The following is a 25,986-nucleotide window of genomic DNA, read 5'->3' on the forward strand; positions in this document are numbered from 1 at the left end:
TGGACGCTTACGTGTATTTGTGGCGCCAATCCCCGACCAACTCAACGCCCCCGGCCAATGGCGCCGTAAATATACGGTCCAGGGCGCCGCACCGGAGGCCCCGCACCCGGCACCCACCACGAACAGCAGGCGCCCCCGCCCCGCCCGCCTTACGGTTCCCGGCGGGTGTCGTCCGGTGCGGGTGAGAGCTCTGGGGTCGCGGGCTGGGACTCGGTGGGCGGCTGCGGGTGCGGTTCGGGGGTGGGCTTCCGGTTCAGCGTCCAGCGGCGTGGGCGGTCCGCCGTCCCGGCGGCGTTCGGGGTGCCCGCGGCGGTCGCGAGCCCGGCCATCGCGCCCACACCCGCCTCCCGCCCCGCCTCCGCACCGCCGCCGGCTTCCAGCTCCCGGTTCCGGTTCCGGTTCCGTTTGCGCTGGGTGCCCGACGGGCGCAGCCACTGCCACCACGGCTCGGCCATCGCCTCGCGCACCTCGGCGGACTCCATGGGCGAGGCCACCGCGGGCCGCATCGCCGCCCGAGCCTCCGCCTCCTCCGCCTTGGCCGCGGCCCGCACCGCCCGAGCCTCCGCCTTGGCCGCGACCCGCACCGCACGGGCCTCCTTCGCCTCCGTACGGGACTGCGCGCGGGACGCCTGCCGCGCCGCCCGCGTCGCCTTCCACTCCGGCCAGGAGGCCCTGGTAGGAACGCACAACCGGTACCAGCGCAGCACCACCGCGCCGGGCACCCCGATCACTCCCGTCCAGGCCAGCGTGATCATGCCCGTACGCCACCAGCTCGGACCCAGGTCGGCGAGGATGCCGATGCCCAGCGGGCCGCCCGAGACCCCGGCCAGCAGCGCCATCGCGGCCGCACAGCCGCCCGCCGCCAGCCCGGCGAGCACCAGCGTCTCGCCCCAGCCCCAGGGCGGCCTGGGCTCGCCCTTGCCGGGGCGCCGCACCGCCGCGACCCCGATGAACCAGGCCACCGACATCCCGGCCGCGATGCCCGTGAGCCAGACCAGCGGCCCGCCGGAGCCGTCCGTGGGCAGCGCGGCGACCAGAGGGAAGTGCGGAAGCTGGGGGTAGGAGGTGATGCCCAGCGGCGCGACCACACTGCCGCCGCCGACCGTGAAGCCCGCGCCGACCCCGTACGCGGCGCCCCAGACGATGGCGTTCGGCAGCAGCGCCAGGCTCACCAGCAGCACCGCGAACCGCCCCGACCACACATCGCTGAGGTTGAGGAACGTCACCTGTACGGCGCCCGCGTGGCTCAGCATCGACGTCGCCGTAAGGAGCGCACCGCTGCCGAGCAGGACGACGAGACCGCTGGTCCCGGCCCGTAGCGCGGCGGTCAGCCGGGGACGCCGGCACCAGCCGCGCGCGGCCAGGTAAGCGGCCAGGGACACGGCCATCCGTACGGTCCGGCCGACGCCGGGGAGCCGCCGCAGTCCGGCGTTCGCCCGTCCGGGCAGGCGGAGCGGGAACCGTCCGCCTGCCGTCCACACGCCGACGGCGGCGATGGCCGCGGCGACGACCGGCAGATGCAGCAGCGCGCTGAGCAGGTCGACACGCAGCGGCCCGCCCGAGGCATACAGGACGGCCGCGGTGCCGACCATCAGATAGCCGCCGGTCACCCAGGCGAAGGCGGTGCGCGGATCGACGACGGACTCCGGATCGACAACGGACTCCGCGGGCACCCACTGCCCCTCCTGCCCCTCGCTCTCCTCCGGCCCCGCCTGGTAGACGGCGTGCTGGGCGGCCCGGTAGAGCAGCCAGCACGGCACGATGCCGAGCAGCAGCGGGGTCAGCCCGACGGGTGCGGTGTGGCCGGAGAGCGTCTCGGTGCGCACGAGGTCGGCGCCATGGCCGAGCAGCCACAGGTCGGCGGCGACATGCAGGGCCCCGTCGGGGCTGCTGTCGGGGGACGAGGAAGTGATCCACAGCAGCAGTACGACCACGGCGAACGTGCCGAGGCCGAGCCCCGCGGCGACCACACCGCCGAGGAACGCCTCCCTGATGGCGGAGGAGCGCCGGGGCGCGGAGCGGTCACGTGAGGACACCGACGGGCTGCGATCGGTCGTTTGCGTCACGTGACCATGCTGCCAATAACAGCCGTTTCATCCTCACATCAAGGGTTTGGTCGCCGTGTCGCGTCTAGTCCGCTTATGCGTCTTTTATGGCGCTGTGGGATGGATAGGTGGCTTGCCGATTCCGCAACCGGGTATCCGTCGCCCGGGAACGGCGCGGGCCCGCACCACCCCAGGGTGGTGCGGGCCCGTGGCATCAAGCCGTGGCGGCTCAGCCGGCCAGGGCGGCGCGCGCCAGGCGCGCGGTCTCGGACGGGGTCTTGCCGACCTTCACGCCCGCGGCCTCGAGGGCCTCCTTCTTCGCCTGCGCGGTGCCGGAGGAGCCGGAGACGATGGCACCCGCGTGGCCCATCGTCTTGCCCTCGGGCGCGGTGAAGCCCGCCACATAGCCGACGACCGGCTTGGTGACGTTGGCCTTGATGAAGTCCGCGGCCCGCTCCTCGGCGTCGCCGCCGATCTCGCCGATCATCACGATCAGGTCGGTGTCGGGGTCGGCCTCGAAGGCGGCGAGGGCGTCGATGTGGGTGGTGCCGATGATCGGGTCACCGCCGATGCCCACGCAGGACGAGAAGCCGATGTCCCGCAGCTCGTACATCATCTGGTAGGTCAGCGTGCCGGACTTCGACACCAGACCGATCCGGCCGGGCTTGGTGATGTCGGCCGGGATGATGCCCGCGTTCGACTGACCCGGCGTGATCAGACCCGGGCAGTTCGGGCCGATGATGCGGGTCTTGTTGCCCTTCTTGCCCGCGTAGGCCCAGAAGTTCGCCGAGTCGTGGACGGCGATGCCCTCGGTGATCACGACGGCGAGCGGAATCTCGGCGTCGATCGCCTCGATGACCGCGCCCTTGGTGAACTTCTCCGGGACGAAGATGACCGTGACATCGGCGCCGGTGGCGTCGACGGCCTCCTTGACGGAGCCGAAGACCGGGATCTCGGAGCCGTCGAAGTCAACGGTGGTGCCGGCCTTGCGGGGGTTCACGCCGCCGACGATGTTGGTGCCCGAGGCAAGCATCCGACGGGTGTGCTTCTGCCCCTCGGACCCGGTCATCCCCTGGACGATGACCTTGCTTTCCTTGGTGAGGAAGATAGCCATGGTTTCTGGTGACCTCGTCCCTTACTTCGCAGCCAGCTCGGCGGCACGCTCGGCCGCGCCGTCCATGGTGTCCACCTGCTGAACGAGCGGGTGGTTGGCGTCGGTGAGGATCTTGCGACCCAGCTCCGCGTTGTTGCCGTCGAGGCGCACGACCAGCGGCTTGGAGACGTCCTCGCCCTTGGACTTCAGCAGCTCCAGGGCCTGGACGATGCCGTTGGCGACAGCGTCACAGGCGGTGATGCCACCGAAGACGTTGACGAAGACCGACTTGACGTCCGGGTCGCCGAGGATGATCTCGAGACCGTTGGCCATTACCTCGGCGGAGGCGCCACCACCGATGTCGAGGAAGTTGGCGGGCTTCACATTGCCGTGGTTCTCACCGGCGTAGGCGACGACGTCGAGGGTCGACATGACCAGGCCCGCGCCGTTGCCGATGATGCCGACCTCGCCGTCGAGCTTGACGTAGTTGAGGCCCTTGGCCTTCGCGGCCGCCTCGAGGGGGTTGGCCGCGGCCTTGTCCTCGAGCGCCTCGTGCTCCGGCTGGCGGAAGGCGGCGTTCTCGTCCAGGGAGACCTTGCCGTCCAGCGCGATGATCTTGCCGTCGTCGGCCTTGACCAGCGGGTTGACCTCGACGAGCAGGGCGTCTTCCTTGATGAAGACGACCCACAGCTTCTGCAGGACCTCGACGACCTGGTCCGCGATCTCGGCCGGGAACTTCGCGGCGGCGACGATCTCGGCGGCCTTCTCCTGGGTCACGCCCTCGATGGCGTCCACCGGGATCTTGGCGAGCGCCTCGGGGTTCTGCTCCGCGACGACCTCGATCTCCACGCCGCCCTCGACGGAGGCCATGGCGAGGAAGGTCCGATTGGTGCGGTCCAGCAGGAAGGAGACGTAGTACTCCTCCTTGATGTCCGCGGTCTGGGCCAGCATCACCTTGTGGACCGTGTGGCCCTTGATGTCCATACCCAGGATCTGGCCGGCCTTCTCCACGGCGTCGGCCGGGTCGGAGGCCAGCTTGACGCCACCGGCCTTGCCGCGGCCGCCCACCTTCACCTGCGCCTTGACGACCGCGCGGCCGCCCAAGCGCTCGGCCACCTCGCGCGCCGCCTCAGGCGTGTCGATGACTTCACCGGCCAGCACCGGCACACCGTGCTTGGCGAAGAGGTCCCTCGCCTGGTATTCGAACAGGTCCACGCGCGTCCGTCCCTTTTCCATGGATATCGCGGTCGTTATCTGCGCGGGCGTGCCGCGGGGGCAGCGTGAGGACGCGATCTATAACGAGGGCGGCACACGTTCGCCGGGTACGCGGCATGTCCGTCTCGCAGGTTATCTCCGCAGGACGTGCGGCCCTAAATCGCAGATCACACTGGAGCGGTGATTACGGTCACAGATCGCGACCGTTTCCATCTATCTCCGTACGACAACCGGGCAGCCCCCTCCCCAACGAGGGCTGCCCGGTCGATGACGCTCGCCTTACGGTTTTACTGTTTTCCGGCCTTCATAGTGTGACCGCCGTACGCCCGCAGGGGCGATCAGACGGTCGGGAGCGTGCCCGGAACGGTCGGGAGCTGGGCCGGGAGCTGCGGCAGCTCGGCCGGAACCTGCGGGAGGTCGGCCGGAACGGTGGGCAGCTCCGCCGGGAGCTGCGGGAGCTCCGCCGGGAGCTGCGGCAGCTCGGCCGGAACCTGCGGGAGGTCGGCCGGAACGGTCGGGAGCTCCGCCGGGAGCTGCGACAGGTCGGCCGGAACGGTGGGCAGCTCCGCCGGGAGCTCCGCCGGGAGCTGCGACAGGTCGGCCGGAACGGTCGGCAGGTCCGCCGGCAGGACCGGGAGGGCCGGGATGTTGGCCGCGTCGGTCAGGTCGGTGGGCAGCGCGGGGAGCAGGCTCAGCGCACCGTCCTTGACGTTCCCCACGGTGGTCTGGGCGTCCGCGACCGTGCCCAGGGCCAGGTCCTGGGCGAACGGCACGGTGGTGCCCGCCAGGTCCTGCGCGAACGGGACGGCGGTCGACGGCACGCTCACCACGACCGGCACCAGGCGGTCGACGGTGTCCTGGGCGGCCGGAACCACGTTGGAGACGGTGCCCAGCGCGAAGCCCTGGGCGCTGCCGGTCACGACGCCGACGTACGGGGTGGTGCGGGCCACGGCGTCGTCGGCCAGCGCGCCGGTGTCACCGACGGTCCGCTGCGCGACCGGGACGACCTTGACCACGATGCGGTGCACGGCGGGCGGCAGCACGTCCGAGGCCACACCGTCGACGACCGGCTTGGCGGTGCCGACGACACCCTGGACCTTGCCGGTCAGCTCCTCCGGGCGGATGCCGGCGCCGGAGAGGCAGGCGAGCAGGTCATTGGCCGAACCCGGGGCGGCGGGCAGCTTCGGGGTGGCGGGGAGCTGGGCGGGCAGCTTGCCCGTGACGCCCTTGACGTCCGTCAGCGAGCCGGTGGGCAGCGTGGAGGTGTCGGGCAGGGTCGGCAGCGAGCCGAGGCCGGGGAGGCTGGGCACCACACCGGGGACCTCGCCGGTGGGCAGGTCGAGGTCGGTGGTCTTCTTGACGGTCTTCTCGAGACCCTTGATGGCCTTGTGGGCCTTCTTGACGACCTTGTCCTGCTTGGCGGCGTCGCCGGTAAGGCCGTCGGTGGTGCCCTCGACGGTCTTGGTGACGTCCGAGACCCGCGGCAGGTTGGCGGCGCCGGGGACGCGGTCCCGCACGGGGGCGGTGACGCCGTCCACGGTGGAGGCGGCGCCGTCCACGGTCTTCTTCGCGGTGTCGGTGACCTTGGAGGTGTCGGCCACGCCACCGGTCACGCCGTCGACCGTCTTGGTCACCTTGTCGGTCGGCAGGGTCTTGTTCACCGTCTTGGTGACGCCGTCCACGGTGCTGGTGACACCGTCGGTGGCGGGAACGGCCGGGTTCTCGGCGGCGTTGGCGGCGGCGGAACCGAGGGCCCAGATACCGGTGGCGGCAGCGGCTACGAGGATGGAGCGGCGAAGGTTGTTGCGCATGGTGGAGGAAGTCCTTCGAAGTCAAGAGGGGTGTCGGACGGGCAGACCTGACCCGCCCCCGCGCGGCAGGTCTCAACAGACGGGGGTGAGGTCTGCCCTAGCCGGGGAATTCGAGGACTTCGTTGAACCGCTCGCGCGTCGGCGCCGAGCTCTCCGCGCGGACCGTACCGGGCTTCAGCCCGAACGACGCCGCGGCGGACGGCGGAAGAGCGGCCCGGGTGTTCCCGCCACGGGAAGCGCCGCTGTCGCCGGTGCACTGGGAGGTGGCCCCGAGCGGGGACCGCGGAAGGGGCAGCGGCGCCGGGGCGCCACCGTCCGGACCGGTGCCGGAGGCTGCCGCCCGGACGACGGGGCCGTGCCCGGCGTGGGAGGCGGCCGCGTCGTGGTGCGTGGTGACGGCCGGGATGTGGGCCTCGGGCCCTATCGGGGCCGCGGCGGCGGGCGCCGCCTTGTGCACCGTCACCGGCTCGGCCTTGGCCGCGTGGTGCTCGGCGGCCGGGCCGTGGTCCGCCACGGAGCCAGAGGAGCCCAGGCCGATGGCGTCACCGATGCCGACGTCGGGCAGCCGCACCGGCAGCTCGCCGCTCGTGGCGTCGCCGACCAGATCGTCGATCGGCTTGGTGATCTTCTGCGCCTCGCGCTCGACCGGCTCCTGGATGGGCCGCACGGTCTTCCGTACGACGTCCTGTGCCGTGTGAGTGGTACGCCCCACCACAGGCGGTGCGTGCCGCTCCACCTGCTGCCGCGCCCGCTCGACACCCGAGGGGTCGAGCAGCCCGGAGACGGCGGAACGGTCGGCCGACGCGCCGGTGGCGGCGCCCTGTTCGCTCCGCTCGGCGGCGTGCGCGCTGCCACCGAAGAGGAACGCCAGGGCCAGGAAGCCGCCGAGGAAGAGCGCCGCCAACAGCGCCCGCCGCGCGGCCACCGTGCGCGGCAGGCGCACGGTGACAGGCATGGCGGACACGACAGACACGAGCGGGGCCTTCCCTGAGTACGAGGCGTACCTACGAGCCGTACGACGGGCACGTAAGCGTGGCGATATGGCTTTGAGGCCGCACTGAGCAGGACGACATCGCCAACCGGATGGCTGGATTCACGTCCTGGGCGACGGGGTTGATCCTTGCACGACCCACAGGGGTCGGCGCAAGCCCCGGATCACTGATGGATCGCCATGTCCGGTATGGGCAGTTGGCGTCGTTCGATGGCCGCCGCCATCACCTCCGGGAAGAGATCGGGGGTGCAGGCGAAGGCGGGCGCGCCCAGCGCGGCGAGCGCCGCCGCATGCTCGCGGTCGTAACTCGGCGCCCCCTCGTCGGACAACGCGAGCAGCGTCACGAACTGCACCCCGGACGCCTTCATCGCGGCGACCCGCCCCAGCATCTCCTCGCGTATACCGCCCTCGTAGAGGTCGCTGATGAGGACGACGACGGTGTCGGCGGGCCGGGTGATCTTCGACTGGCAGTAGGCCAGCGCGCGGTTGATGTCGGTGCCGCCGCCGAGTTGGGTGCCGAAGAGGACGTCCACCGGATCGTCGAGCTCATCGGTCAGGTCGACCACGGAGGTGTCGAAGACGACCAGCCGGGTGGCCAGGGAACGCATCGAGGCGAGCACGGCGCCGAAAACCGAGGCGTAGACCACGGACGCGGCCATCGACCCCGACTGGTCGACGCACAGCACCACGTCCTTCTTCACCCCGCGCGCCGCCCGCCCGTATCCGATGAGCCGCTCGGGGACGACCGTTCGGTGCGCGGGCAGGTAGTTCTTGAGGTTGGCCCGGATGGTGCGGTCCCAGTCGATGTCCCGGTGGCGCGGGCGGCTGATCCGGGTGGAGCGGTCGAGCGCTCCGGTGAGGGTGGCGCGGGTGCGGGTCGCCAGCCGCTTCTCCAGATCCTCGACGACCTTACGGACGACGGCCCGAGCGGTGTTCTTGGTCGTCTCCGGCATCGCCTTGTTGAGGGACAACAGGGTGCCCACGAGGTGGACGTCCGCTTCCACGGCCTCCAGCATCTCCGGCTCCAGCAGCAGGGCGGAGAGCCCCAGCCGGTCGATGGCGTCGCGCTGCATGACCTGGACGACGGAGGTGGGGAAGTACGTACGGATGTCGCCGAGCCAGCGGGCCACTTGGGGCGCGGAGCCGCCGAGCCCGCCGGAGCGCGCACCGCTCGCCGCGCCCTGGGGGCCGCCACTGCGCCCGGCGACCGTGCCACCGCCGCCGTGGCCGGCACCGCCCCCGGAGCCATAGAGGGCTTCAAGGGTGCGGTCCATGGCGGCGTCGGCCCCGCTGAGCGAGCAGCCGGTGCCGTCGGCGCCCTGGCCGCCGAGCACCAGCCGCCAGCGCCGCAGCCGTTCCTGATCGCCTTGGCCCCGACCGTGGTTGTGGTCGGCCTCGCCGTGAAGCTCGGCGTCACCGTGAAGGCCGGCGTCACCGTGAAGGCCGGCGTCACCGTGAAGGCCGGCGTCACCGTGAAGGCCGGCGTCACCGTGAGGGTCGCCTTGTGTCATCGGGCTGCCTCCATGGTGTCGTTGCCGTACAGGACGGGATCGAGGCCCAGCAGCAGGCGCACCGTCGGGACGACGGCCGCCGCGCGGTGCGGGTCCAGCCCGGGGCCGAAGCCCGGCGCGGCAGGGGCGCCTTGACCGCCGGAGTGCCCCTCGGCCGCGGGGCCCCGGCGGACCAGCTCGCCCAGGGTGCGGCGCACGCCCGTGTCGTACGCGGAGAAGGTGCGCCGCAGCAGGGGCAGGACGTCGGTGAACGCCTCGGCGGGAACGGAAATCAGCCAGCGGTCGACCAGGCCGAGCAGCCGCTCGTCGTGGACGAGCAGCATGCCGCCGCCCGCACCGCCGCCGATGAACCCCTCGATCCAGGAGGCCGCTTCGGGCGGCTCGGTGCCGGGCGAGAGCGCGAGCCCCATCAGCCGGGCCGCCTCGTCCTCGGCGAGCCGGGCATCGTCCAGCAGCAGCCGCGCGGCGCGGCCCCGGATCAGCCCGGGGGTGGCGGGGGTGCCGTCCCGCCCGGCGAGCGAGCGCAGCATGGCCGCCCAGCGCCCCCGCAGGCCGTCGGCGGCGCCGGACCCGGCCGCTTGCGCCTCCGCCGTGCGCGTGTGGACCCGCGGCCGCGGCTGCGTCTCTGCCGTCGGCCAGGCCTCCGGCTCTGCCCCCGTCCCCACCTCTGGCTGTGCCTCGGTCCCCGGCTCTGACTGTGCCCCGGTCCCCACCTCCGGCTGTGTCCCGGTCCCCACCTCCGGCTCTGCCCCGGTCTCCGGCTCTGGCTGTGTCCCTGTCTCCGTCTCCGACAGCAGTCCGATCGCCCGGTGCACGGCCTCCATGTGGCCGCGCATCTCGGCGGCGCCGTCGGCGTCGAGGCCGACGCAGGCGGGCGGCAGCCCGACCAGGATGCGCTCGGCCAACCCCACCGCGACCTCGCCGAGCGCGGCGGTGTCGGTGCCCCGTACGTCCCCGTAGCGCACCGAGCGCACCAAAGCGGGCAGGGCCTGGGCGAGGTGGCCGACGTCCGCGTCGAGCGCGGCCCGGTCGGCGAGCGAGCGCATCACCACGGGAAGGGCCCCGGAGAGCGCGCCGAGCAGACAGCGCTCGGCCAGCTCGGTCACCTCGGCGAGCCCCTTGGCGCTCCGGGCCTCGGTCTCCGCCTTGGCGGTGGCCGCCGACAGCACCGTGGTGCCCCACACTCCCGCTTCGGCGACCCGCACCGACAGCTCCGGCTCCCACCGCAGCCGCCAGGTCTCCCTGAAGGTGCCGGTGCTGCCTCGGGAGACGGCCGGGCTGCCCCAGTCGACCCCGAGCAGCCGCAGCCGGTGCAGCAGGCAGCTGCGCCCGGCGTCGGTCTCCTTGCGCAGGTCCAGCTCCAGCTCGCGCTCCAGCGCCTCGGGCTTGAGCCGCAGCGAGCGCTGGGTGCGCGTCAGGTCGCGCTGGAGCGGCGCCGCCGGAGCCGACTCGGGCACTTCGCCCAGGACATCGCCGACCACCAGCCGGTCCCACACCAGCGCCATCGGCACATCGGAGCCCTCGCACATCACCGCCCTTACGGCGTCGAGGGTCTCGGCGAGCCCGGCGAGCGGACGTCCGCGCATCGCGGCCAGCGTTTCGGCGAGCCTTACGGCCTCGATGACATGGGCCGAGGACACCGCGAAGTCCTCGTCCCGGAGCAGCCCGGCGACCTTGGTGAGCCAACGCTCAACGGGCCGGTCCGGGGCGTGGAAGAGATGGTCGTACCAGCCCGGCGAGGTGATGCCCGCCCCGTATCCGCTGTGCCGGGCCAGCCTCCGGTGTGTCCAGGGCACCCAACTGATCTCGGCCTTGACCTTGGGCAGCCCCTTGAGGAGCTTCCGGTCGGCGGTCGCGGTGGTCCGCTCCCCCAGCGCCGGTACGTGCCAGGCCCCGCAGACGACGGCGACCTCGTCCCCGAACTCCCGCCGCGCCTCGCGCAGCCGCAGCCGCATATGGGCCTCGCGCACGGCGTCGTCCTCGTGCCCGCCGTGCCCGTACGCGGCGCGCAGCGCCTCCATGGCCTCCGCCACGGCCGCGAACGCCTCCGCGCCGCCGGTGCCCCGGTGCTCGATAACGTCCTCCCACCAGCGCTCCGGGTCGTCGTATCCGGCCGCCTCGGCGAGGACGGACAGCGGATCGACGCGCAGCCGCTCGGCGGAGCCGACGCCGCCCGGAGCGACCTGGTCGCCCAGGTCCACCGGATCGAGCGGAGCGGGCGGTGTGGACGGACCGTCCGGAGTGGGCGAACCGGCCGGGGCGGGCAGAGCCGCCGGGGCGGGCGGCCCCGCCGGAGCGGGCGTGGCCGCCGGGGTCTGCTTCGCCGACATGGCCAGCGAGTTGGCCGCCGGAAGGTCGATGAACCGTACGGGGACCTCGTGGGTCAGCGCCCATTGGATGGCCGCCCACTCCGGGGAGAACCCGGCCAGCGGCCAGAATCCGGCGCGCCCCGGGTCGTCCGCGGCATGGGCGAGCAGCGCGACGGGCGGGCGCATGTCCTTCTCGGCGGCGAGCCGCACGATCGCGTCCGCCTCCGGCGGCCCCTCGATCAGCACTACGCGCGGTGCGCACGCCTCCAGTGCCGCCCGCACCGCCCGCGCCGACCCGGGCCCGTGATGGCGCACGCCCAGCAGCAGCGGGCCCGCGGCCCACGCCCGTGGGGCGCCCGTCATGCGGTCACCTCTCGGCACGAGCGGTAGAAGTCCTTCCAGCCGTCGCGCTCGCGGACCACGGTCTCCAGATACTCCTGCCAGATGACGCGGTCGGCCGCCGGGTCGCGGACGACCGCGCCCAGGATGCCCGCGGCCACATCGCCCGCCCTCAGCACGCCGTCGCCGAAGTGGGCGGCGAGGGCGAGGCCGCCCGTGACCACGGAGATGGCCTCGGCCGTCGACAGCGTGCCCGAGGGCGACTTCAGCTTCGTACGGCCGTCGCCGGTGACTCCCTCGCGCAGCTCGCGGAAGACCGTGACCACCCGGCGGATCTCCTCGACGCCCTCCGGGAGCTCCGGGAGCTCCAGCGAGCGGCCGATCTGGGCGACGCGGCGGGAGACGATGTCGACCTCGTCCTCCGGGGTGGCGGGCAGCGGCAGCACGACCGTGTTGAAGCGGCGGCGCAGGGCGCTGGAGAGTTCGTTGACCCCGCGGTCGCGGTCGTTGGCGGTCGCGATCAGGTTGAATCCGCGGACCGCCTGGGCCTCCTCCCCCAACTCCGGGATCGGCAGCGTCTTCTCGGACAGGATGGTGATCAGCGTGTCCTGCACATCGGCCGGGATGCGTGTCAGCTCTTCCACGCGCGCGGTCATGCCGTCCGTCATCGCGCGCATCACCGGGCTCGGCACGAGCGCGTCGCGGCTCGGGCCGTGGGCGAGGAGCTGGGCGTAGTTCCACCCGTACCGGATGGCTTCCTCGGGTGTCCCGGCGGTGCCCTGGACCAGCAGGGTCGAGTCGCCGCTGACCGCGGCCGCCAGATGCTCCGAGACCCACGTCTTGGCAGTGCCGGGCACACCCAGCAACAGCAGTGCGCGGTCGGTCGCGAGGGTGGTGACGGCGACCTCGACGATGCGGCGCGGGCCCACGTACTTGGGTGTGATCACGGTGCCGTCGGGCAGCGTGCCGCCGAGCAGATAGGTGGCGACCGCCCACGGCGACAGCCGCCACCGCGCGGGCCGCGGACGGTCGTCGGCGGCGGCGAGCGCGCTCAGCTCGTCGGCGAAGACATCCTCCGCATGTGGACGCAGCGCTTCCGCGGCTCCGGCGGCCTCGGTGGGCCCTGCCGCTGCGCTGGTGTCGGTGGATTCGGTTCCGGGCACAGTGACGGTCACAGCTCCCCCACGACTTGTTTCCTCGTTCCGTTTCCGGACGTGTGAACCACCCTGCACCACCCCACTGACAACCGGGCCCCGGTCAACGAACGCCCAGGTCAGGGCAATTGTCAGTGGGTGCCCGTACCGTCGCAGACATGAATCCGCAGGGGGAACGCTGGACGGCGGAGCAGGTGCTGGCCCTGGCACCTGACGCCACGTCACGCACGGCGGGCGGCAAGCTCGCCGCGGCCGGCACGTGGTCGGGCGCGGGCGCGCACGGCCAAGCGGTGTGGGGGCTGTGCTCGGGCAGCGGCAGCAAGCCGTACCAGACGGTGGTCGATCTGAACGGGCCCGGTTATCGGTGCAGTTGTCCGAGCCGGAAGTTCCCGTGCAAGCACGCGCTGGGCCTGCTGCTGCTGTGGACATCCGGCGAGGGGGGCGTGCCCGGGGGCGGGGAGCCGCCGGAGTGGGCCGAGCAGTGGCTCGGCGACCGGCGGGAGCGGGCCGAGAAGCTCGCCGCCGCGGCCCTGGATGGGGGCCCGGGCCGCGGCGGCGAGACGGGGGACGGCGCGGGGAGAGGGGAGAGCGGAGGCACGGCCGATCCGGAGGCGGCCCGCCGCCGCGCCGAGCGGCGGGCCCAGCGCATCGCCGCGGGCGCCACGGAGTTGGAGCGGCGGCTCGCCGATCTGCTCCGCGACGGTCTGGCCTCCGCCGACCGCGCCGGGTACGGGGCGTGGGACGAGACGGCCGCGCGGATGGTCGACGCCCAGGCTCCGGGTCTCGAGACGCGGGTGCGGGAGCTGGCCGCGATTCCGTCGTCCGGCCCGGGGTGGCCCGCCCGGCTGCTGGAGGAGTGCGCGCTGGCCCACCTCCTCAACCAGGGCTTCCTCCACCTGGACCGCCTCCCGGAGAAGCTGGCCGCCACCACGCGCACCCGCGTGGGCCTTACGACGCCGGTGGCCGAGCTGCTGGCGACCGGGGAGCCGGTCCGGGACCGCTGGCTGGTCCTGGGCCGCCAGGACGGCACGGACGGCAGGCTGACCACCCGCAGGATCTGGCTGCGCGGCGAGCGCACACACCGTATGGCGCTGCTGCTCTCGTTCAGCGCCCCCGGCCAGTCCCCGGAGCTCGCCCTGCCCACCGGTCTGGTCCTCGACGCCGACCTCACGTACTACCCGGCGGCCCGGCCCCTGCGGGCCGCGATCGGCACCCGGCACGGGGAGTTGCCGCCCGCCCCATCGCCCACGTCGCCGTCGGCCCCCGAGGGGTGCGATGTCGATACCGCGCTCGCGGGCTATGGGGCGGCGCTCGGGGAGGATCCGTGGCTGGACGGCTGGCCGGTCGTGCTCGCCGATGTGGTGCCGGTCCCGGGGGACGGCGGCTGGCAGCTTGCGGATGAGCGGAGCCGCTCTGCGCTGCCCGTCGATCCGCGGTGTGCGGGGCGCACCGATCTGTGGCAGCTCATGGCCATATCCGGCGGTGGCCCGGTCACCGTCTTCGGGGAGTGCGGCCATCGCGGCTTCTCGCCCCTCACGGCCTGGGACCCGACCCCCGTCCCGCTCATCGACACGGCAGCGCAGGGAGGCACCCGTTGACCACTACGACCCCCACCGCGTCCTGGGACGATCTCGTCGCGGCCGCGCTGCTCGGCACCGAGCGGCGCACCCCGCCCGTCGCGCCGCGCCCCGGGCAGGACACGCCGTCCGCCCTGCTGGACGCGGCCGCGCTCAGCACCGTGCGGCGGCGGGCCGGATTGCGGCCCGCGCCCGCCCGGCCGGGGCCCGGCCGGGCGCCCGAGGATCCGCGTCCGGCGCTGCCCACCGCCGCCCGCAGCAGGCTGGCGATGCTGCTCGCCGACCGCTCGGCGCCGGGGCGCGGCGGTCCGCGCTCTGCGCCCGACCTCGCCGAGCTGCTGCCGCAGTGGCTCGCCCTGGCCAATCACCACGGCTATCGCGTGCCCGACGCGCTGCTCCCGGCCCTTCTCGACGCGGCCCGTGCCCGTACCGATCTGCGGCCCGAGGCACTGACACTCGGCGGGCCGCGCGCGCTGTGGCTGGCCCGGCTCAACGCGGACTGGAAGTTCGCGCTGCGGGGCACGGCGGGCCGGGCTACCACACCGCTCCCGGAGCCGTCCGGGGCGGCCACCGGCCCGGACGATGAACAGCGGCTGTGGGAGGAGGGGTTGTTCGCCGAGCGGGTGTCGCTGCTGGCGGCGGCGCGCCACCGCGACCCGGCGGCGGGGCTGGCCCTGCTCAGCGGCACCTGGTCGACCGAGCGGGCCGAGGACCGGCTGATGTTCCTGGACTCGCTGCGCGACGACCTCTCTCCCTCCGATGAGCCGTTCCTCGAACAGGCGCTGTCCGACCGCAGCCGGAACGTCCGGGCGACCGCCGCCGAGCTGCTCTCCGCGCTCCCCGGCTCGGCGCTCGCCGCGCGCATGGCCGAGCGGTCGCGGGGCTGCGTCTCGCTGACCACCGACGAGGTGAGCGACGGTGAGCTGACCGGTGGTGAGCCGGCCACCGGCGGGCTGACCGCTGACAAGCCGACCGCCGCCGCATGGATAACCGTCCGGCCGCCGGACGAATGCGACAGCGGAATGCAGCGCGACGGCATCGTGCCCAAGCCGCCCTCGGGCCGGGGGGAACGGTCGTGGTGGCTGGGCCAGTTGGTGGAGGCGACCCCGCTGGACCGCTGGAGCGCGTGGTTCGGCGGTCGCGGCGTCGCCGAGATCGTGGCGCTGCCCGTAGCGGACGGCTGGCAGGCGGATCTGCACGCGGCCTGGTGCCGGGCCGCGGTGCGGCAGCGCAGCGCGGAGTGGTGCCGCGCGCTGCTCGGCACCCCGGCGGTGGCGCCGGTCACCGCCGGGGAGGCGGCCCCCGCCGCCTGGCGGGACCCGGCGAAGCTGCTGTCCGCGCTGCCCGCCCGGGAGCGGGCGGAGTGGGTGGCCGAGTTCATCGCGTCCCACGGGCTGTCCGACGCCTTCCGGCTGCTCGGGGTGTGCACGGTGCCCTGGGCCGAGCCGCTGGGCCGGGCCGTCGTCGACGCACTGGACATCGCACGGGACGCGGGCAGCTACCCCTGGAGCTTCAGCGGGGTCATGGGCCTGGCCGAGCGCTGTCTGGACCCGGCACAGGCGGATCGGCTCGAGGTGCTGACGGCGATACCGGACGAGTCGGAGGGGGCGGCGCCGGGGGCCGGGGGCTATTGGGCGGAGGCGTTCCAGCGGCTGGTGGGCACACTCCGGCTGAGGGCAGCCATGCAAGCCGAACTCGAACCGGCGTGATCGGCGAAGCGGCCCCGGGGGCCCGCGGATGCCCTGGCCTCCCGCGTGCTCGAGGGCCCGCGGACGCCCTGACCTCCGGTCGTGCGCGGGCTGCTGCCGTGCCCGAGCCGGTAATGCTCCGTGGCCCGCGTGCGTGCCAGGGCCGGAGGTGCTCCGGGATCCGGCCGTGTCCAGGGATCCAGTCGGGCTCCGGCGCCTCCAATCGACTCCGGGCCGGTCGAACTCCGGACCCAGTCGGGCCCCGGGATCCGGTCCTGCCCCCGAGGGGGCGGTGCCGGTCGAACTCCGGGCCCGGTCGGGTTCCGGGTCGGGCTCGGGCGTCAGCCACGGAGTCGGGCCAGGGCGTCAGGCTCCGGGTCCGGCTCGGCCATCAGCCTCCGGGGCGAGCCCAGGCATCAACCTCGGACTCGGGCCTGGGCGTCAGGCTCCGGGTCCGGCTCGGCCATCAGCCTCCGGGGCGAGCCCAGGCACCAGCCCCGGACTCGGGCCTGGGCGTCAGGCTCCGGGTCCGGCTCGGCCATCAGCCTCCGGGGCGAGCCCAGGCACCAGCCCCGGACTCGGGCCAGGGCACCAGGCTCCGGCGGGCCTGGGCGTCAGGCTCCGGCGGGCCCGGGGGTCAGGCTCGGTGGCTGGGCCCAGGCATCGGGCTGCGGGCTGCGGGCTGCGGGCTGCGGGCTGCGGGCTGCGAAATGGACGTCCACCCCCACGGGGCTAGGCACCACCGGGGCACAACGTGCCGCCGTACGGCCGACGCGGAACGGCCCAGCGCCGCACTGCCCGGCACCGCACAGCCCAGCGCCGCACGACCCGGCACCGTACCGTCCAGCACCCCACGGCCCAGCGCCGTACAGCTCGGCGCCGCACGACCCGGCACCGTACCGTCCAGCACCCCACGGCCCAGCGCCGTACAGCTCGGCGCCGTACGCCTCACGCCGAACCGGCAGGTCAGGCGGCTACCGGGCGGACGTTTTCGCGTACCCACTCCACGATGGACGTCGTCGTCGCGCCCGGGGTGAAGATCTCCGCGACGCCCTGCTCCTTGAGCGGGCGGATGTCCGCCTCGGGGATGATCCCGCCGCCGAAGACCTTGATGTCCTCCGCCTCGCGCTCCCGCAGCAGCTCCAGCACCTTGGCGAACAGGGTCATATGGGCACCGGACAGGATGGACAGCCCGATCGCGTCGGCGTCCTCCTGGATGGCGGTGTCGACGATCTGCTCGGGCGTCTGGTGGAGCCCGGTGTAGATGACCTCCATGCCCGCGTCGCGCAGCGCCCGCGCGATCACCTTCGCCCCACGGTCATGGCCGTCCAGCCCCGGCTTGGCCACCACCACACGGATCGGACCGGTCACACCCATCGCAGCCTCCAAGCTCTTCAAGCCCTTCGAGCCATCGCCCGCATCGACGTGAACGAACGTTATCCCCAGCATCCCCTACCCGGCAGTTTCGCGGCGCGCCGCGAGGGGGAAATTACACGTGGGACACGTTCACTGAAGGCCGCACCCGTACCCGCATCCGCATCCGCGCACGCCGCGCATCCACCGCGCGGACGCCGCATACGCTTCGGGCCGGCCACACCAGGGGAGCCGCAGCGGGGACCGTCGCACCGCGCAGCGCCGTCGAGAGCCGCATGGCGCCGCGGTGCGACGGGCGGTCCTGCGTCATGCGGTCACAGCGCGCCTTCCCCATGCGGTGCCGGAGGACATCGGGCCACCGCACGGCCGAAGCCGCCCTGACCAAGCGCCCTGACCGGCGCCCTGCCCCGGGCTCATGACCGGGGCTCATGACCACGGCCGAAGCACGCCCGAAGCGACCGGCTGCCCATGAGGGCATACGGGGGGAGCCGCCAGCCGCCTCCTGTGCGCCGCATTGCGGGAGGTCGGCCGCCATGGGCCTCGTACAGATCCGGCAGCTCCGGGCCATCGCCCTCGACCTGGCACTGCTCGCCGGGCATCTGCTGCTCTACCCGACCGGGCTGCGCCAGGAGCGCCCGCCCGCTCCGCCGCCGCCCGGCGCGGCGGCGCGCCTGCCCACGGACGGCCGGGCCCATCGGCCCGTCCTGCTTCTCCACGGCTTCATCGACAACCGGTCCGTCTTCGTACCGCTGCGCCGCTCGCTCGGCCGCCACGGCCGGCTGCACATCGAGGCGCTCAACTACTCGCCGCTGCTGTGCGATCTGCGCACCGCCGCCGCGCTGCTCGGCCGCCATGTCGAGGAGGTCTGCGCCCGCACCGGCCATGGCCAGGTGGATGTCATCGGGCACAGCCTGGGCGGTCTGATCGCCCGTTACTACGTCCAGCGTCTTGGCGGGGACGCCCGCGTCCACACCCTGGTGACGCTCGGCACCCCGCACAGCGGCACCCGTATCGCGCCCTTGTTGTCCGCACATCCACTCGTGCGCCAGATGTGCCCGGACTCCGAGGTGATAACGGAGTTGCGGCAACCTGCCCCTGATTGCCGTACGCGTTTCATCGCTTTCTGGAGCGATGTGGATCAGTTGATGATCCCGGCGGAGACGGCCCGGATAGACCATCCGGATGTGATCTCCCAGAACATCCGCGTCAACGGAATCGGACATCTCGCCCTGGCGGTGCATTCCTCCGTGGCCGTACGGATCCGCGAGGCCCTGGATGCCGCCGACGAGGCGCCGACTGACGCCTCCGGCACGGTCTCGGTGGCATGAGTCGAGGGACTGCCGAACGGCGGTACAAGGCCCTCTCCCGGTAGTTCAGCAGGCCCGAAATTGCCGAACGCCAATCGAACACCCGGCCAAGGAACTGCGTACAGTCAACCGAAAGACGGCCAAATGCCCTTTGCCGTACTGCTCAAAAGTCACGGAAGATTGTCGCTGCCGCGTACCGCCGGGTACAGTCGCCGCTAATTCTCCTGCAGCCGAGGCGAAAGAGAAGTTGGTGGTGAACGACCGTCACCCGTCGGGGGCCCCTCCGACCGTCCCCGCTCCTGACGCCTCGTATCCGTACGACGAGGCCTACGGCCAGCGACAGGACACAGCGCACGGCTACGCCGGGTATGACGGCTATTCCACCGGCAGCTTCGCCCACCTGGCCACGGCCTACGGCGACGGCGACCCGCTCTTCGGCACGCTCCCGGGCGCGTACGACGACGCGCAGGGCGCCCACAGCGGTCAGTACGACGCCTCGCAGTGGGGCGCCGTCGGCCAGCAGCAGACCGGGTCGTACGACACGGGCCACTACAACGCGGCCCAGTACGACGCCACTCATTACGACTCCGGCTCCTACGACACCACCGCGATGTGGGCCGCCGCCGGGTATCACCTGCCGACCGGCATCCCCGCCCAGCAGGACGCCGAAACCGGCGCCCAGTGGGACATCGGCGCCTGGGACACGGGCGCCACCGGCCACACCGAGATGCCGGGTCAGTGGGACCAGGGCGCGGGGTACGAGGCCGAGGCGTACACCTCGGGCGTGGACACCGGCCAGACCCAGTTCTGGGACACCTCCGCCTACGGGACCGTGGACGAGGCGCAGCACCACGACCACTCGGGGCCGGCCCAGCCGGGGTTCGACCACTCGGGCTTCGACCAGCAGGGCCTGGACCACCACCCCGGGCTCGACCAGACAGGGTTCGACCAGCACCAGCGCCAACCCGAGCACGAGCCGAACAGCTTCGAGCAGCCGAACGCCTTCGAGGCCAACGCCTTTGAGCAGACGGCCGCGTTCGACGAGACGGCCGCGTTCGAGCAGGCCACCGCCGCCGAGCAGACCGGCTCCTTCGAGCACACCGCCGTCTTCGACCCGGTCCACAACTCCGACCAGTCGTACGAGCCGGACCCCGAGGCGGAACCTGAACCCGAGGCGGCGGCCGTGCGGGAATCCGCCCCCTCCCCCCGCCGGGAGGCGAGCCGCGGTCGCCGCCGTACCCCCTCGCCCCGCCCCAAGCGCTCCGCGCTCCTCACCGTCGCCGTCCCCTCCGTCTGCGCCCTGGGCGTCACCGCTGTGGCCGCCGCCTCCGTCAGCGGCGTGGGAAGCGACAAGAAGGACGAGTCCACCACTCAGGCCGCCCCCGACACCGCGGCGGCCCCCGTGAAGCCCTCCGTGGCCAACAGCAAGCTGGACTCCCAGCTCGCCGGGGTCCGGGAGGGCGCCGACGACTTCCGCGACCGCGCCAGCCGCACCCAGGAGCGGATCGACCTCCAGGCGCGTCAGGCCGTCGAGAAGAAGCGCAAGGCCGCCGAGGCGGCGCGCAAGGAGGCGCTGCGCCCGAAGTTCGCGCTGCCCGTCGCCCAGCACGGCCTGAGCGCCATGTTCGGCCAGGCCGGTATCAACTGGATGTCCGTGCACACCGGCATCGACTTCCCGGTGAGCTACGGCACGCCCGTGATGGCCGCCACCGACGGCACCGTGACGACGCAGTGGAACGACGCCTACGGCAACATGGTCCTCCTGACCAGCCCGGACGGCACGGAGACCTGGTACTGCCACCTCAGTAGCGCCAAGATCCGCTCCGGCACCGTCAAGGCCGGGGATACCATCGCGTACTCCGGGAACTCCGGTAACTCCACCGGCCCGCATCTGCACTTCGAGGTCCACCCCGGCGGTGGCTCGGCCATCGACCCGCTGCCCTGGCTGCGCGGCCAGGGCCTCGACCCGACCTGACCGATCCGGGCCCCGGCCCCTGACCGCTCGCTGTAGCGCGCCACCGGCGCGCTACAGCCTCAGCGCTCGGGCCGCTGCGGCTACAGCTTCTCCACCGGTGCGTACCGCAGCAGCAGCCGCTTCGGCTTCTCCTCGCCGAAGTCGATCGTCGCCTCCGCGTTGTCCCCGCTGCCCTTCACCGCCACCACCGTGCCGAGCCCGAACGAGTCATGGGTGACCCGGTCACCGATGGCCAGCGCGACCACCGGACGCTCCGTGGCCCGCCGGGTCGCGAACCCGCTGCCCCCGGCGCGCGAACGCGACGACGACAGACCGGACGACAGCCCCGACGGCGGGGTCGAGGCGATGCCGCCCATGGACGCCGACGGGGTGGCGGGCCCGGTGCGCCGCCACCGCACATACTGGTCCGGGATCTCCTCCAGGAAGCGGGACGGCGGGTTGTACGCGGGCTGGCCCCATGCGCTGCGCATCGTCGAGCGGGTCAGATAGAGCCGCTCGCGGGCCCGGGTGATCCCCACATAGGCCAGCCGCCGCTCCTCCTCCAGCTCCTTGGTCTGGCCGAGCGCCCGCATATGCGGGAAGACGCCGTCCTCCATGCCGCTGAGGAAGACGACCGGGAACTCCAGGCCCTTCGCCGTGTGCAGCGTCATCAGTGTGATCACGCCGGAGCCATCGGTGTCCTCGTCGGGGATCTGGTCGGAGTCGGCGACGAGCGCGACCTGCTCCAGGAAGTCCGCGAGGGTGCCGGGGTTCTCCTCGCCGCGGTCCTGCTCGAACTCCAGGGCCACGGCGGCGAGCTCCTGCAGGTTCTCGATCCGGGTCTCGTCCTGCGGATCGGTGGACGCCTGGAGCTCGGCCAGATAGCCGGTGCGCTCCAGCACCGCCTCCAGGACGGTCGCCGGGCCCGCCCCGGACTCCACGATGGTGTGCAGCTCCTCCATGAGCGTGTTGAACCGCTTGACGGCGTTGGCCGAGCGGGCCGCCATGCCGTACGCGTCGTCGACCCGGCGCAGCGCCTGCGGGAAGGTGATCTTCTCGCGCAGCGCCAGCGCGTCGATCATGGCCTCCGCGCGCTCCCCGATGCCGCGCTTGGGCACGTTCAGAATCCGGCGGAGCGGTACGGAGTCCTCGGGGTTGGCCAGCACCCGCAGATACGCGAGGACGTCCCGGACCTCCTTGCGCTCGTAGAAGCGCACACCGCCGACGACCTTGTACGGCAGCCCGACCCGGATGAAGATCTCTTCGAAGACACGGGACTGGGCGTTGGTCCGGTAGAAGACCGCCACGTCACCGGCCTTGGCGTCGCCCGCGTCCGTGAGCCGGTCGATCTCGTCGGCGACGAACTGGGCCTCGTCGTGCTCGGTGTCGGCCACATAGCCGGTGATCTCGGTCCCGGCGCCGGCCTCGGTCCACAGGTTCTTCGGGCGGCGGTTCTCATTGCGCTCGATGACCGCGTTGGCCGCGCTCAGGATGGTCTGGGTGGAGCGGTAGTTCTGCTCGAGGAGAATCGTCCGCGCGGTGGGGTAGTCCTCCTCGAACTGGAGGATGTTACGGATCGTGGCGCCCCGGAAGGCGTAGATCGACTGGTCGGCGTCGCCCACCACGCACAGCTCGGCGGCCGTGGTCTCCTCGGTGTCCGTGCCCACCAGCTCGCGCACGAGGGTGTACTGCGCGTGGTTGGTGTCCTGGTACTCGTCCACCAGGACGTGCCGGAAGCGGCGGCGGTAGTGCTCGGCCACGTCCGGGAACGCCTGGAGCAGATTGACGGTGGTCATGATGATGTCGTCGAAGTCCAGTGCGTTGGCCTCGCGCAGCCTCGCCTGGTACATCGCGTACGCCTCGGCCAGCGTCTTCTCGAAACCGTCCGTGGCCTGTCCGGCGAAGGTCTCCTCGTCGATCAGCTCGTTCTTCAGGTTGGAGACCTTGGCACTGAAGGACTTCGGCGGGAACCGCTTGGGGTCGAGATCCAGATCCCGGCAGACCAGCGACATCAGCCGCTTGGAGTCGGCGGCGTCGTAGATCGAGAACGACGAGGTGAAGCCGAGCTTCTTCGACTCCCGGCGCAGGATGCGGACGCAGGCGCTGTGGAAGGTGGAGACCCACATGGCGTTCGCCCGCGGGCCGACGAGCTCCTCCACCCGCTCCTTCATCTCGCCCGCCGCCTTGTTGGTGAAGGTGATGGCGAGGATCTGGCCGGGGTGCGTGCCGCGGGCGCCGAGCAGATAGGCGATGCGGTGGGTGAGCACCCGGGTCTTGCCGGAGCCGGCGCCCGCGACGATCAGCAGCGGCGAGCCGGTGTGCTCCACGGCGGCTCTCTGCTGCTCGTTCAACCCGTCGAGCAGGGCGGACGGGTCCACGACGGGCCGCGGCGCGCCGTCCCGGTAGTGCGCCTCCCGGGGCACGGGCGCGTCGAAGCCGCCGCTGAAGAGGTGATGCGGCACGGCCTCGGCACCATCGGGGCCGGGGTGCGCCGAGTCCTCGGGCGGCGGTGGTGGCTCCTCGTTCGAAGGAGGCCCGAGGTCCGCCAGGAAGCTGTCGTCAAAGAGGCTGCTCATCGCTCCCCGAGTCTAGGCCGCCCCACTGACAGCCGATGCCCGAACATCACGAAACGGTTTCGGGCAAAACGGCCACCAGTCTTCACAGGAGCCCCACGCGTTGGCTACCGTCCTGCGTCAGGCGGCCCGGAAGATCCGTCGGCGAACCACGTCGGCACGGGCGGCCTCCGCCGAGTCCGGCACCGCCGTAAGGCGCCCGGAGCCGGGGACCCGACAACGCAACACCGGGGTGAATCGGCCCGAAGCGGCGTGGCACGCAAGTGCCGCCCGAACACGGCCGTAGGGCAACCTTCCGTACCGCCCGAACCCGACAGCTAACCCGGTAGGCGGTCCACGGAAGGAGCGCCTCCCTTGGCGTCGCACCGCAAGCCGCGGAGCCGAATACCGGCCCCGCTCACCGGTCACGGCCGCCGTACGGCCGTCGGGTTCACCACGGCCGCCCTCGCCTCCGTCACCCTCCTCTCCCAGACGGCCAACGCCGCGCCGGGCGACGACCCCAAGCCGGCCACCCAGTCGATCGACAAGGTCAAGGAGAAGGTCGACACCCTCTACCACCAGGCGGAGAGCGCCACCCAGCGCTACAACGGCGCCAAGGAGCGCGCCGATCAGCAGCGGGACAAGGTCGACAAGCTGCTGGACTCCGTCGCCCAGCGCACCGAGAAGCTCAACGAGGCGCGGCGCACGCTCGGCGCCTACGCCACCGCCCAGTACCGCGACGGCGGAATGGCCCGCTCCGCCGCGACCCTGCTGTTCTCCAACGATCCGCAGGACGTCTTCGACCAGTCGCATCTGATCGACCGGCTGACCGGTCGGCAGAAGCAGGCCGTCGACGACTTCCAGAAGCAGCAGGCGAGCGCCGCCAAGGAGCGCGGTAAGGCCAGCGAGAGCCTCGCCTCGCTGACCACGTCCCAGAAGCAGCTCAAGACCCAGAAGAAGACCGTCCAGGACAAGCTGACCGAGGCCCGGCGGCTGCTCGCGAATCTGACCGCCAAGGAGAAGGCGCGACTGGCGGCGATCGAGAAGAAGAAGGCGGAAGAGGCCCGCCGTAAGGCGGCCGCGCTCGCCGAGAAGCAGCGGCAGGAGGCCTCGCGCAAGAAGCAGCAGGAGCAGCAGAACGGGGACAGCGGCGCCGGTTCGACGACGCCCTCGACCCCCGCCAACAGCTCCAAGGCGGCCCAGGCCATCGCCTTCGCGAAGTCGCAGCTCGGCAAGCCGTATGTCTGGGGCGCGACCGGTCCCAGCTCCTTCGACTGCTCAGGGCTGACGCAGGCGGCCTGGAAGACGGCCGGGATCTCACTGCCGCGCACCACCTGGGACCAGGTGAAGGTCGGTACGCGCGTCTCGACGTCCGAACTCCAGCCGGGCGATCTGGTCTTCTTCTTCGACGACATCAGCCATGTCGGCCTCTACATCGGCGACGGGATGATGATCCACGCGCCGAAGCCGGGCGATGTGGTGAAGAAGGCGCCGGTCACGGAGATGCCGATCTACGGGAGCGTGCGGCCCGCGTAGGGCATGGGGGTCGCGTAGGACGCGAGGGGGCCGTGCGGGCCCCTGGCGTGCCGCTGCCCGGGGTCGGGGCCCCGGGCAGCGGCATCGTCACGTCATCGGCTCATGTGCCGTTCACGTGCCGGGCTTGCGCCCGTAGACGTACACGTCGTCGCCGTTCTTCAGCAGGCTCCAGTACTTCTTGGCCTCGCCCGTGCGCATGTTGACGCAGCCGTGGGAGCCGGGCGGGGACCATACGCTCCCGGCGATCGAGTGGAACGCCTGACCGCCGTCGAAGAACTGGCTGTAGGGCATGGCGACCTTGTAGAGCGTCGACCAGTGGTCGATGTTCCGCCAGTAGATCTTCTTCAGCCCGGTGCGGGTCTCGAAGCCGTTCCGCCCGGACCGCACCGGCACCGGCCCGTAGACCAGCCGGGAGCCGTCCTGGACCCAGCTGAGCTGCCGGGTGAGGTCCACGCAGGCGATGCGGCCCTTGTTGGTCGGGCACTTCTTCGCCGCGTTCGGGTTGTGTCCGGCGGCCTTCTGGGTGTTGATCAGGCTCATCACGCCCCAGGTGATCGGGCCCGCGTAGCCGATCGTCGGGCTGATGCCGTGGTTGACCTGAAACTTCTGGATCGCGAGACAGTCCGCCCGCGACTGTCGCCCGTCCACCGGGCGGCCCAGGAACCGCTCGGCCTGCCTCTGGTACGGCCCCACGCTGGTCGTGCACGACGACGCGGCCATGGTCGCCGGTGTCACCGACCCGGCCGACCTGCCCAGCGGCCGTGCCTGGGCCGGCCGTGCCTGGGCCGGCCGTGCCTGAGCCTGTGCCGGACCGGCGACGGCGACCGCGAGCGGCACCGTCATCCCCGCCAGCCCCAGCACGAGGCCCGCGCGCCGGCCACGCCGACCATGCCCGCTTCTGACTGCCCCCACTGTCCCCATGGCCACTCCTTTCGACTGCCTCGCCTTTTTACCAGGACAGCTCGCGAGTGCAAACGGTTGCCTCAGGTTCGTGTCGAAAAGGTGTCGGAATTGTCTCGGGATCACCTCAGATGATCACCTCATCAGATCCACAGCACGGCGATGAAAATGTTTGCCGTTGTCAAGGCGCCCACCGCGCCAAAGGCGGCAGACTCCACCTTCTCCTCGTCGCGCTTCACATACACCAGGCCGAGGACCACGATCAGCAGCGCCAGCTTCACACCGATCTTGATGTTGTTGACGCTGTTGCCGTCGGCCTGATTGAGCCCGACCAGCGCCGCGCCGGTGACCAGCATGGTCAGCGCGCCGTGCAGCATCGCCGGGGTCATCCGGGCCTCGCCCGCCCCCATCGCCTTGAGCTGCGAGAAGAAGCCGCCGAGCAGCGCGCCGATGCCGACGATGTGCAGGCCGACGAACACGTGAATGAGTACGTCCATGGCTCCGGAGACTAACCGCGCGCATATCATCACCCGGCACTCGGGTGGGCCCGTATCGGCGCTTCGGTCACGGCAGCCCCACACTCCCGACCACCCCACTCGCCGGGCGATCAGCCGCCGTCACGGGAGCGAC

General features: G+C 72.3%; 17 protein-coding genes and 1 riboswitch. Of the genes, 5 read left to right on the forward strand and 12 right to left on the reverse strand.

Translation table 11 applies throughout. From position 1 onward, the window contains the following. Window positions 1-149: 149 nt before the first annotated feature. From STRVI_RS40765 to STRVI_RS40800, 8 genes are all read right to left on the reverse strand, one after another. Window positions 150-2,066, reverse strand: a complete 1,917-nt coding sequence (locus tag STRVI_RS40765) for a cell division protein PerM (RefSeq protein ID WP_150112959.1) — start codon at window positions 2,064-2,066, stop codon at window positions 150-152. A 208-nt stretch (window positions 2,067-2,274) separates the two neighbouring features. Further along, window positions 2,275-3,159 carry a succinate--CoA ligase subunit alpha gene (gene sucD / locus STRVI_RS40770; protein ID WP_014061410.1) on the reverse strand — a complete coding sequence of 295 codons (885 nt, stop codon included), beginning with the start codon at window positions 3,157-3,159 and terminating at the stop codon, window positions 2,275-2,277. A gap of 21 nt (window positions 3,160-3,180) precedes the next feature. Then, window positions 3,181-4,353 (reverse strand): ADP-forming succinate--CoA ligase subunit beta, encoded by a 1,173-nt coding sequence (sucC, locus tag STRVI_RS40775; RefSeq protein WP_043237354.1) that lies wholly within the window; start codon window positions 4,351-4,353, stop codon window positions 3,181-3,183. Window positions 4,354-4,691: 338 nt separating this feature from the next. After that, a complete protein-coding gene (locus STRVI_RS40780) occupies window positions 4,692-6,164 on the reverse strand; it encodes a hypothetical protein (RefSeq protein ID WP_014061412.1) in 1,473 nt (490 codons plus the stop codon). 97 nt (window positions 6,165-6,261) lie between these two features. Continuing rightward, window positions 6,262-7,119 (reverse strand): hypothetical protein, encoded by an 858-nt coding sequence (locus STRVI_RS40785; protein WP_043237357.1) that lies wholly within the window; start codon window positions 7,117-7,119, stop codon window positions 6,262-6,264. A 200-nt stretch (window positions 7,120-7,319) separates the two neighbouring features. Continuing rightward, a complete protein-coding gene (locus tag STRVI_RS40790) occupies window positions 7,320-8,666 on the reverse strand; it encodes a VWA domain-containing protein (RefSeq protein WP_014061414.1) in 1,347 nt (448 codons plus the stop codon). Beyond that, window positions 8,663-11,338: a DUF5682 family protein gene (locus tag STRVI_RS40795; protein WP_014061415.1), complete on the reverse strand. Its 2,676-nt coding sequence runs from the start codon at window positions 11,336-11,338 to the stop codon at window positions 8,663-8,665. The genes STRVI_RS40790 and STRVI_RS40795 overlap by 4 nt, the downstream gene beginning before the upstream one ends. Next, entirely contained in the window at window positions 11,335-12,489 is a 1,155-nt protein-coding gene (locus STRVI_RS40800; protein WP_014061416.1) for an ATP-binding protein, read from the reverse strand. Before STRVI_RS40800 ends, STRVI_RS40795 begins: the two co-directional genes overlap by 4 nt. Window positions 12,490-12,626: 137 nt before the next feature. Here STRVI_RS40800 and STRVI_RS40805 point away from each other — a divergent pair, with 137 nt between their 5' ends. Beyond that, complete coding sequence (locus tag STRVI_RS40805) at window positions 12,627-14,066, forward strand: SWIM zinc finger family protein (protein ID WP_043241447.1); 1,440 nt, start codon at window positions 12,627-12,629, stop codon at window positions 14,064-14,066. Beyond that, window positions 14,063-15,754, forward strand: coding sequence for a DUF5691 domain-containing protein (locus STRVI_RS40810; RefSeq protein ID WP_014061418.1), 1,692 nt, complete (start codon window positions 14,063-14,065; stop codon window positions 15,752-15,754). The genes STRVI_RS40805 and STRVI_RS40810 overlap by 4 nt, the downstream gene beginning before the upstream one ends. A gap of 945 nt (window positions 15,755-16,699) precedes the next feature. On the opposite strand, the gene STRVI_RS40815 is transcribed toward STRVI_RS40810, so the two are convergent. Continuing rightward, window positions 16,700-17,110 (reverse strand): cobalamin B12-binding domain-containing protein, encoded by a 411-nt coding sequence (locus tag STRVI_RS40815; protein ID WP_014061419.1) that lies wholly within the window; start codon window positions 17,108-17,110, stop codon window positions 16,700-16,702. Between the two features lie 530 nt (window positions 17,111-17,640). Between STRVI_RS40815 and STRVI_RS40820 the strand changes: the two genes are divergently transcribed. Further along, the gene (locus STRVI_RS40820; RefSeq protein ID WP_014061420.1) at window positions 17,641-18,435 is read left to right on the forward strand and encodes a lipase family alpha/beta hydrolase; all 795 of its coding nucleotides are present in this window, start codon (window positions 17,641-17,643) and stop codon (window positions 18,433-18,435) included. A gap of 232 nt (window positions 18,436-18,667) precedes the next feature. Then, window positions 18,668-20,389, forward strand: coding sequence for a M23 family metallopeptidase (locus STRVI_RS40825; RefSeq protein WP_043237359.1), 1,722 nt, complete (start codon window positions 18,668-18,670; stop codon window positions 20,387-20,389). 80 nt (window positions 20,390-20,469) lie between these two features. Here STRVI_RS40825 and pcrA read toward each other — a convergent pair whose 3' ends face one another. Then, window positions 20,470-22,944 (reverse strand): DNA helicase PcrA, encoded by a 2,475-nt coding sequence (gene pcrA / locus STRVI_RS40830; protein ID WP_014061422.1) that lies wholly within the window; start codon window positions 22,942-22,944, stop codon window positions 20,470-20,472. A gap of 173 nt (window positions 22,945-23,117) precedes the next feature. Then, a riboswitch (cyclic di-AMP (ydaO/yuaA leader) is annotated at window positions 23,118-23,288 on the forward strand. A 7-nt stretch (window positions 23,289-23,295) separates the two neighbouring features. Here pcrA and STRVI_RS40835 point away from each other — a divergent pair. After that, window positions 23,296-24,456, forward strand: a complete 1,161-nt coding sequence (locus tag STRVI_RS40835) for an NlpC/P60 family protein (protein ID WP_014061423.1) — start codon at window positions 23,296-23,298, stop codon at window positions 24,454-24,456. Between the two features lie 111 nt (window positions 24,457-24,567). On the opposite strand, the gene STRVI_RS40840 is transcribed toward STRVI_RS40835, so the two are convergent. Then, window positions 24,568-25,377, reverse strand: a complete 810-nt coding sequence (locus STRVI_RS40840; RefSeq protein ID WP_014061424.1) for a L,D-transpeptidase — start codon at window positions 25,375-25,377, stop codon at window positions 24,568-24,570. Between the two features lie 122 nt (window positions 25,378-25,499). After that, the gene (locus STRVI_RS40845; RefSeq protein WP_043237366.1) at window positions 25,500-25,853 is read right to left on the reverse strand and encodes a hypothetical protein; all 354 of its coding nucleotides are present in this window, start codon (window positions 25,851-25,853) and stop codon (window positions 25,500-25,502) included. Window positions 25,854-25,986 lie beyond the last annotated feature (133 nt).

Source organism: Streptomyces violaceusniger Tu 4113 (genome assembly GCF_000147815.2).
GTDB lineage: Bacteria > Actinomycetota > Actinomycetes > Streptomycetales > Streptomycetaceae > Streptomyces > Streptomyces violaceusniger_A.

What these genes read in the sequence shown, in the direction of transcription:
- STRVI_RS40815 (WP_014061419.1), bottom strand. Translation starts at nt 17,110, where the DNA reads ATGGGTGTGACCGGTCCGATCCGTGTGGTGGTGGCCAAGCCGGGGCTG.
- STRVI_RS40780 (WP_014061412.1), bottom strand. Translation starts at nt 6,164, where the DNA reads ATGCGCAACAACCTTCGCCGCTCCATCCTCGTAGCCGCTGCCGCCACC.
- STRVI_RS40795 (WP_014061415.1), bottom strand. Translation starts at nt 11,338, where the DNA reads ATGACGGGCGCCCCACGGGCGTGGGCCGCGGGCCCGCTGCTGCTGGGC.
- pcrA (WP_014061422.1), bottom strand. Translation starts at nt 22,944, where the DNA reads ATGAGCAGCCTCTTTGACGACAGCTTCCTGGCGGACCTCGGGCCTCCT.
- STRVI_RS40845 (WP_043237366.1), bottom strand. Translation starts at nt 25,853, where the DNA reads ATGGACGTACTCATTCACGTGTTCGTCGGCCTGCACATCGTCGGCATC.
- STRVI_RS40785 (WP_043237357.1), bottom strand. Translation starts at nt 7,119, where the DNA reads ATGCCTGTCACCGTGCGCCTGCCGCGCACGGTGGCCGCGCGGCGGGCG.
- STRVI_RS40820 (WP_014061420.1), top strand. Translation starts at nt 17,641, where the DNA reads ATGGGCCTCGTACAGATCCGGCAGCTCCGGGCCATCGCCCTCGACCTG.
- STRVI_RS40805 (WP_043241447.1), top strand. Translation starts at nt 12,627, where the DNA reads ATGAATCCGCAGGGGGAACGCTGGACGGCGGAGCAGGTGCTGGCCCTG.
- sucD (WP_014061410.1), bottom strand. Translation starts at nt 3,159, where the DNA reads ATGGCTATCTTCCTCACCAAGGAAAGCAAGGTCATCGTCCAGGGGATG.
- STRVI_RS40790 (WP_014061414.1), bottom strand. Translation starts at nt 8,666, where the DNA reads ATGACACAAGGCGACCCTCACGGTGACGCCGGCCTTCACGGTGACGCC.
- STRVI_RS40840 (WP_014061424.1), bottom strand. Translation starts at nt 25,377, where the DNA reads ATGGGGACAGTGGGGGCAGTCAGAAGCGGGCATGGTCGGCGTGGCCGG.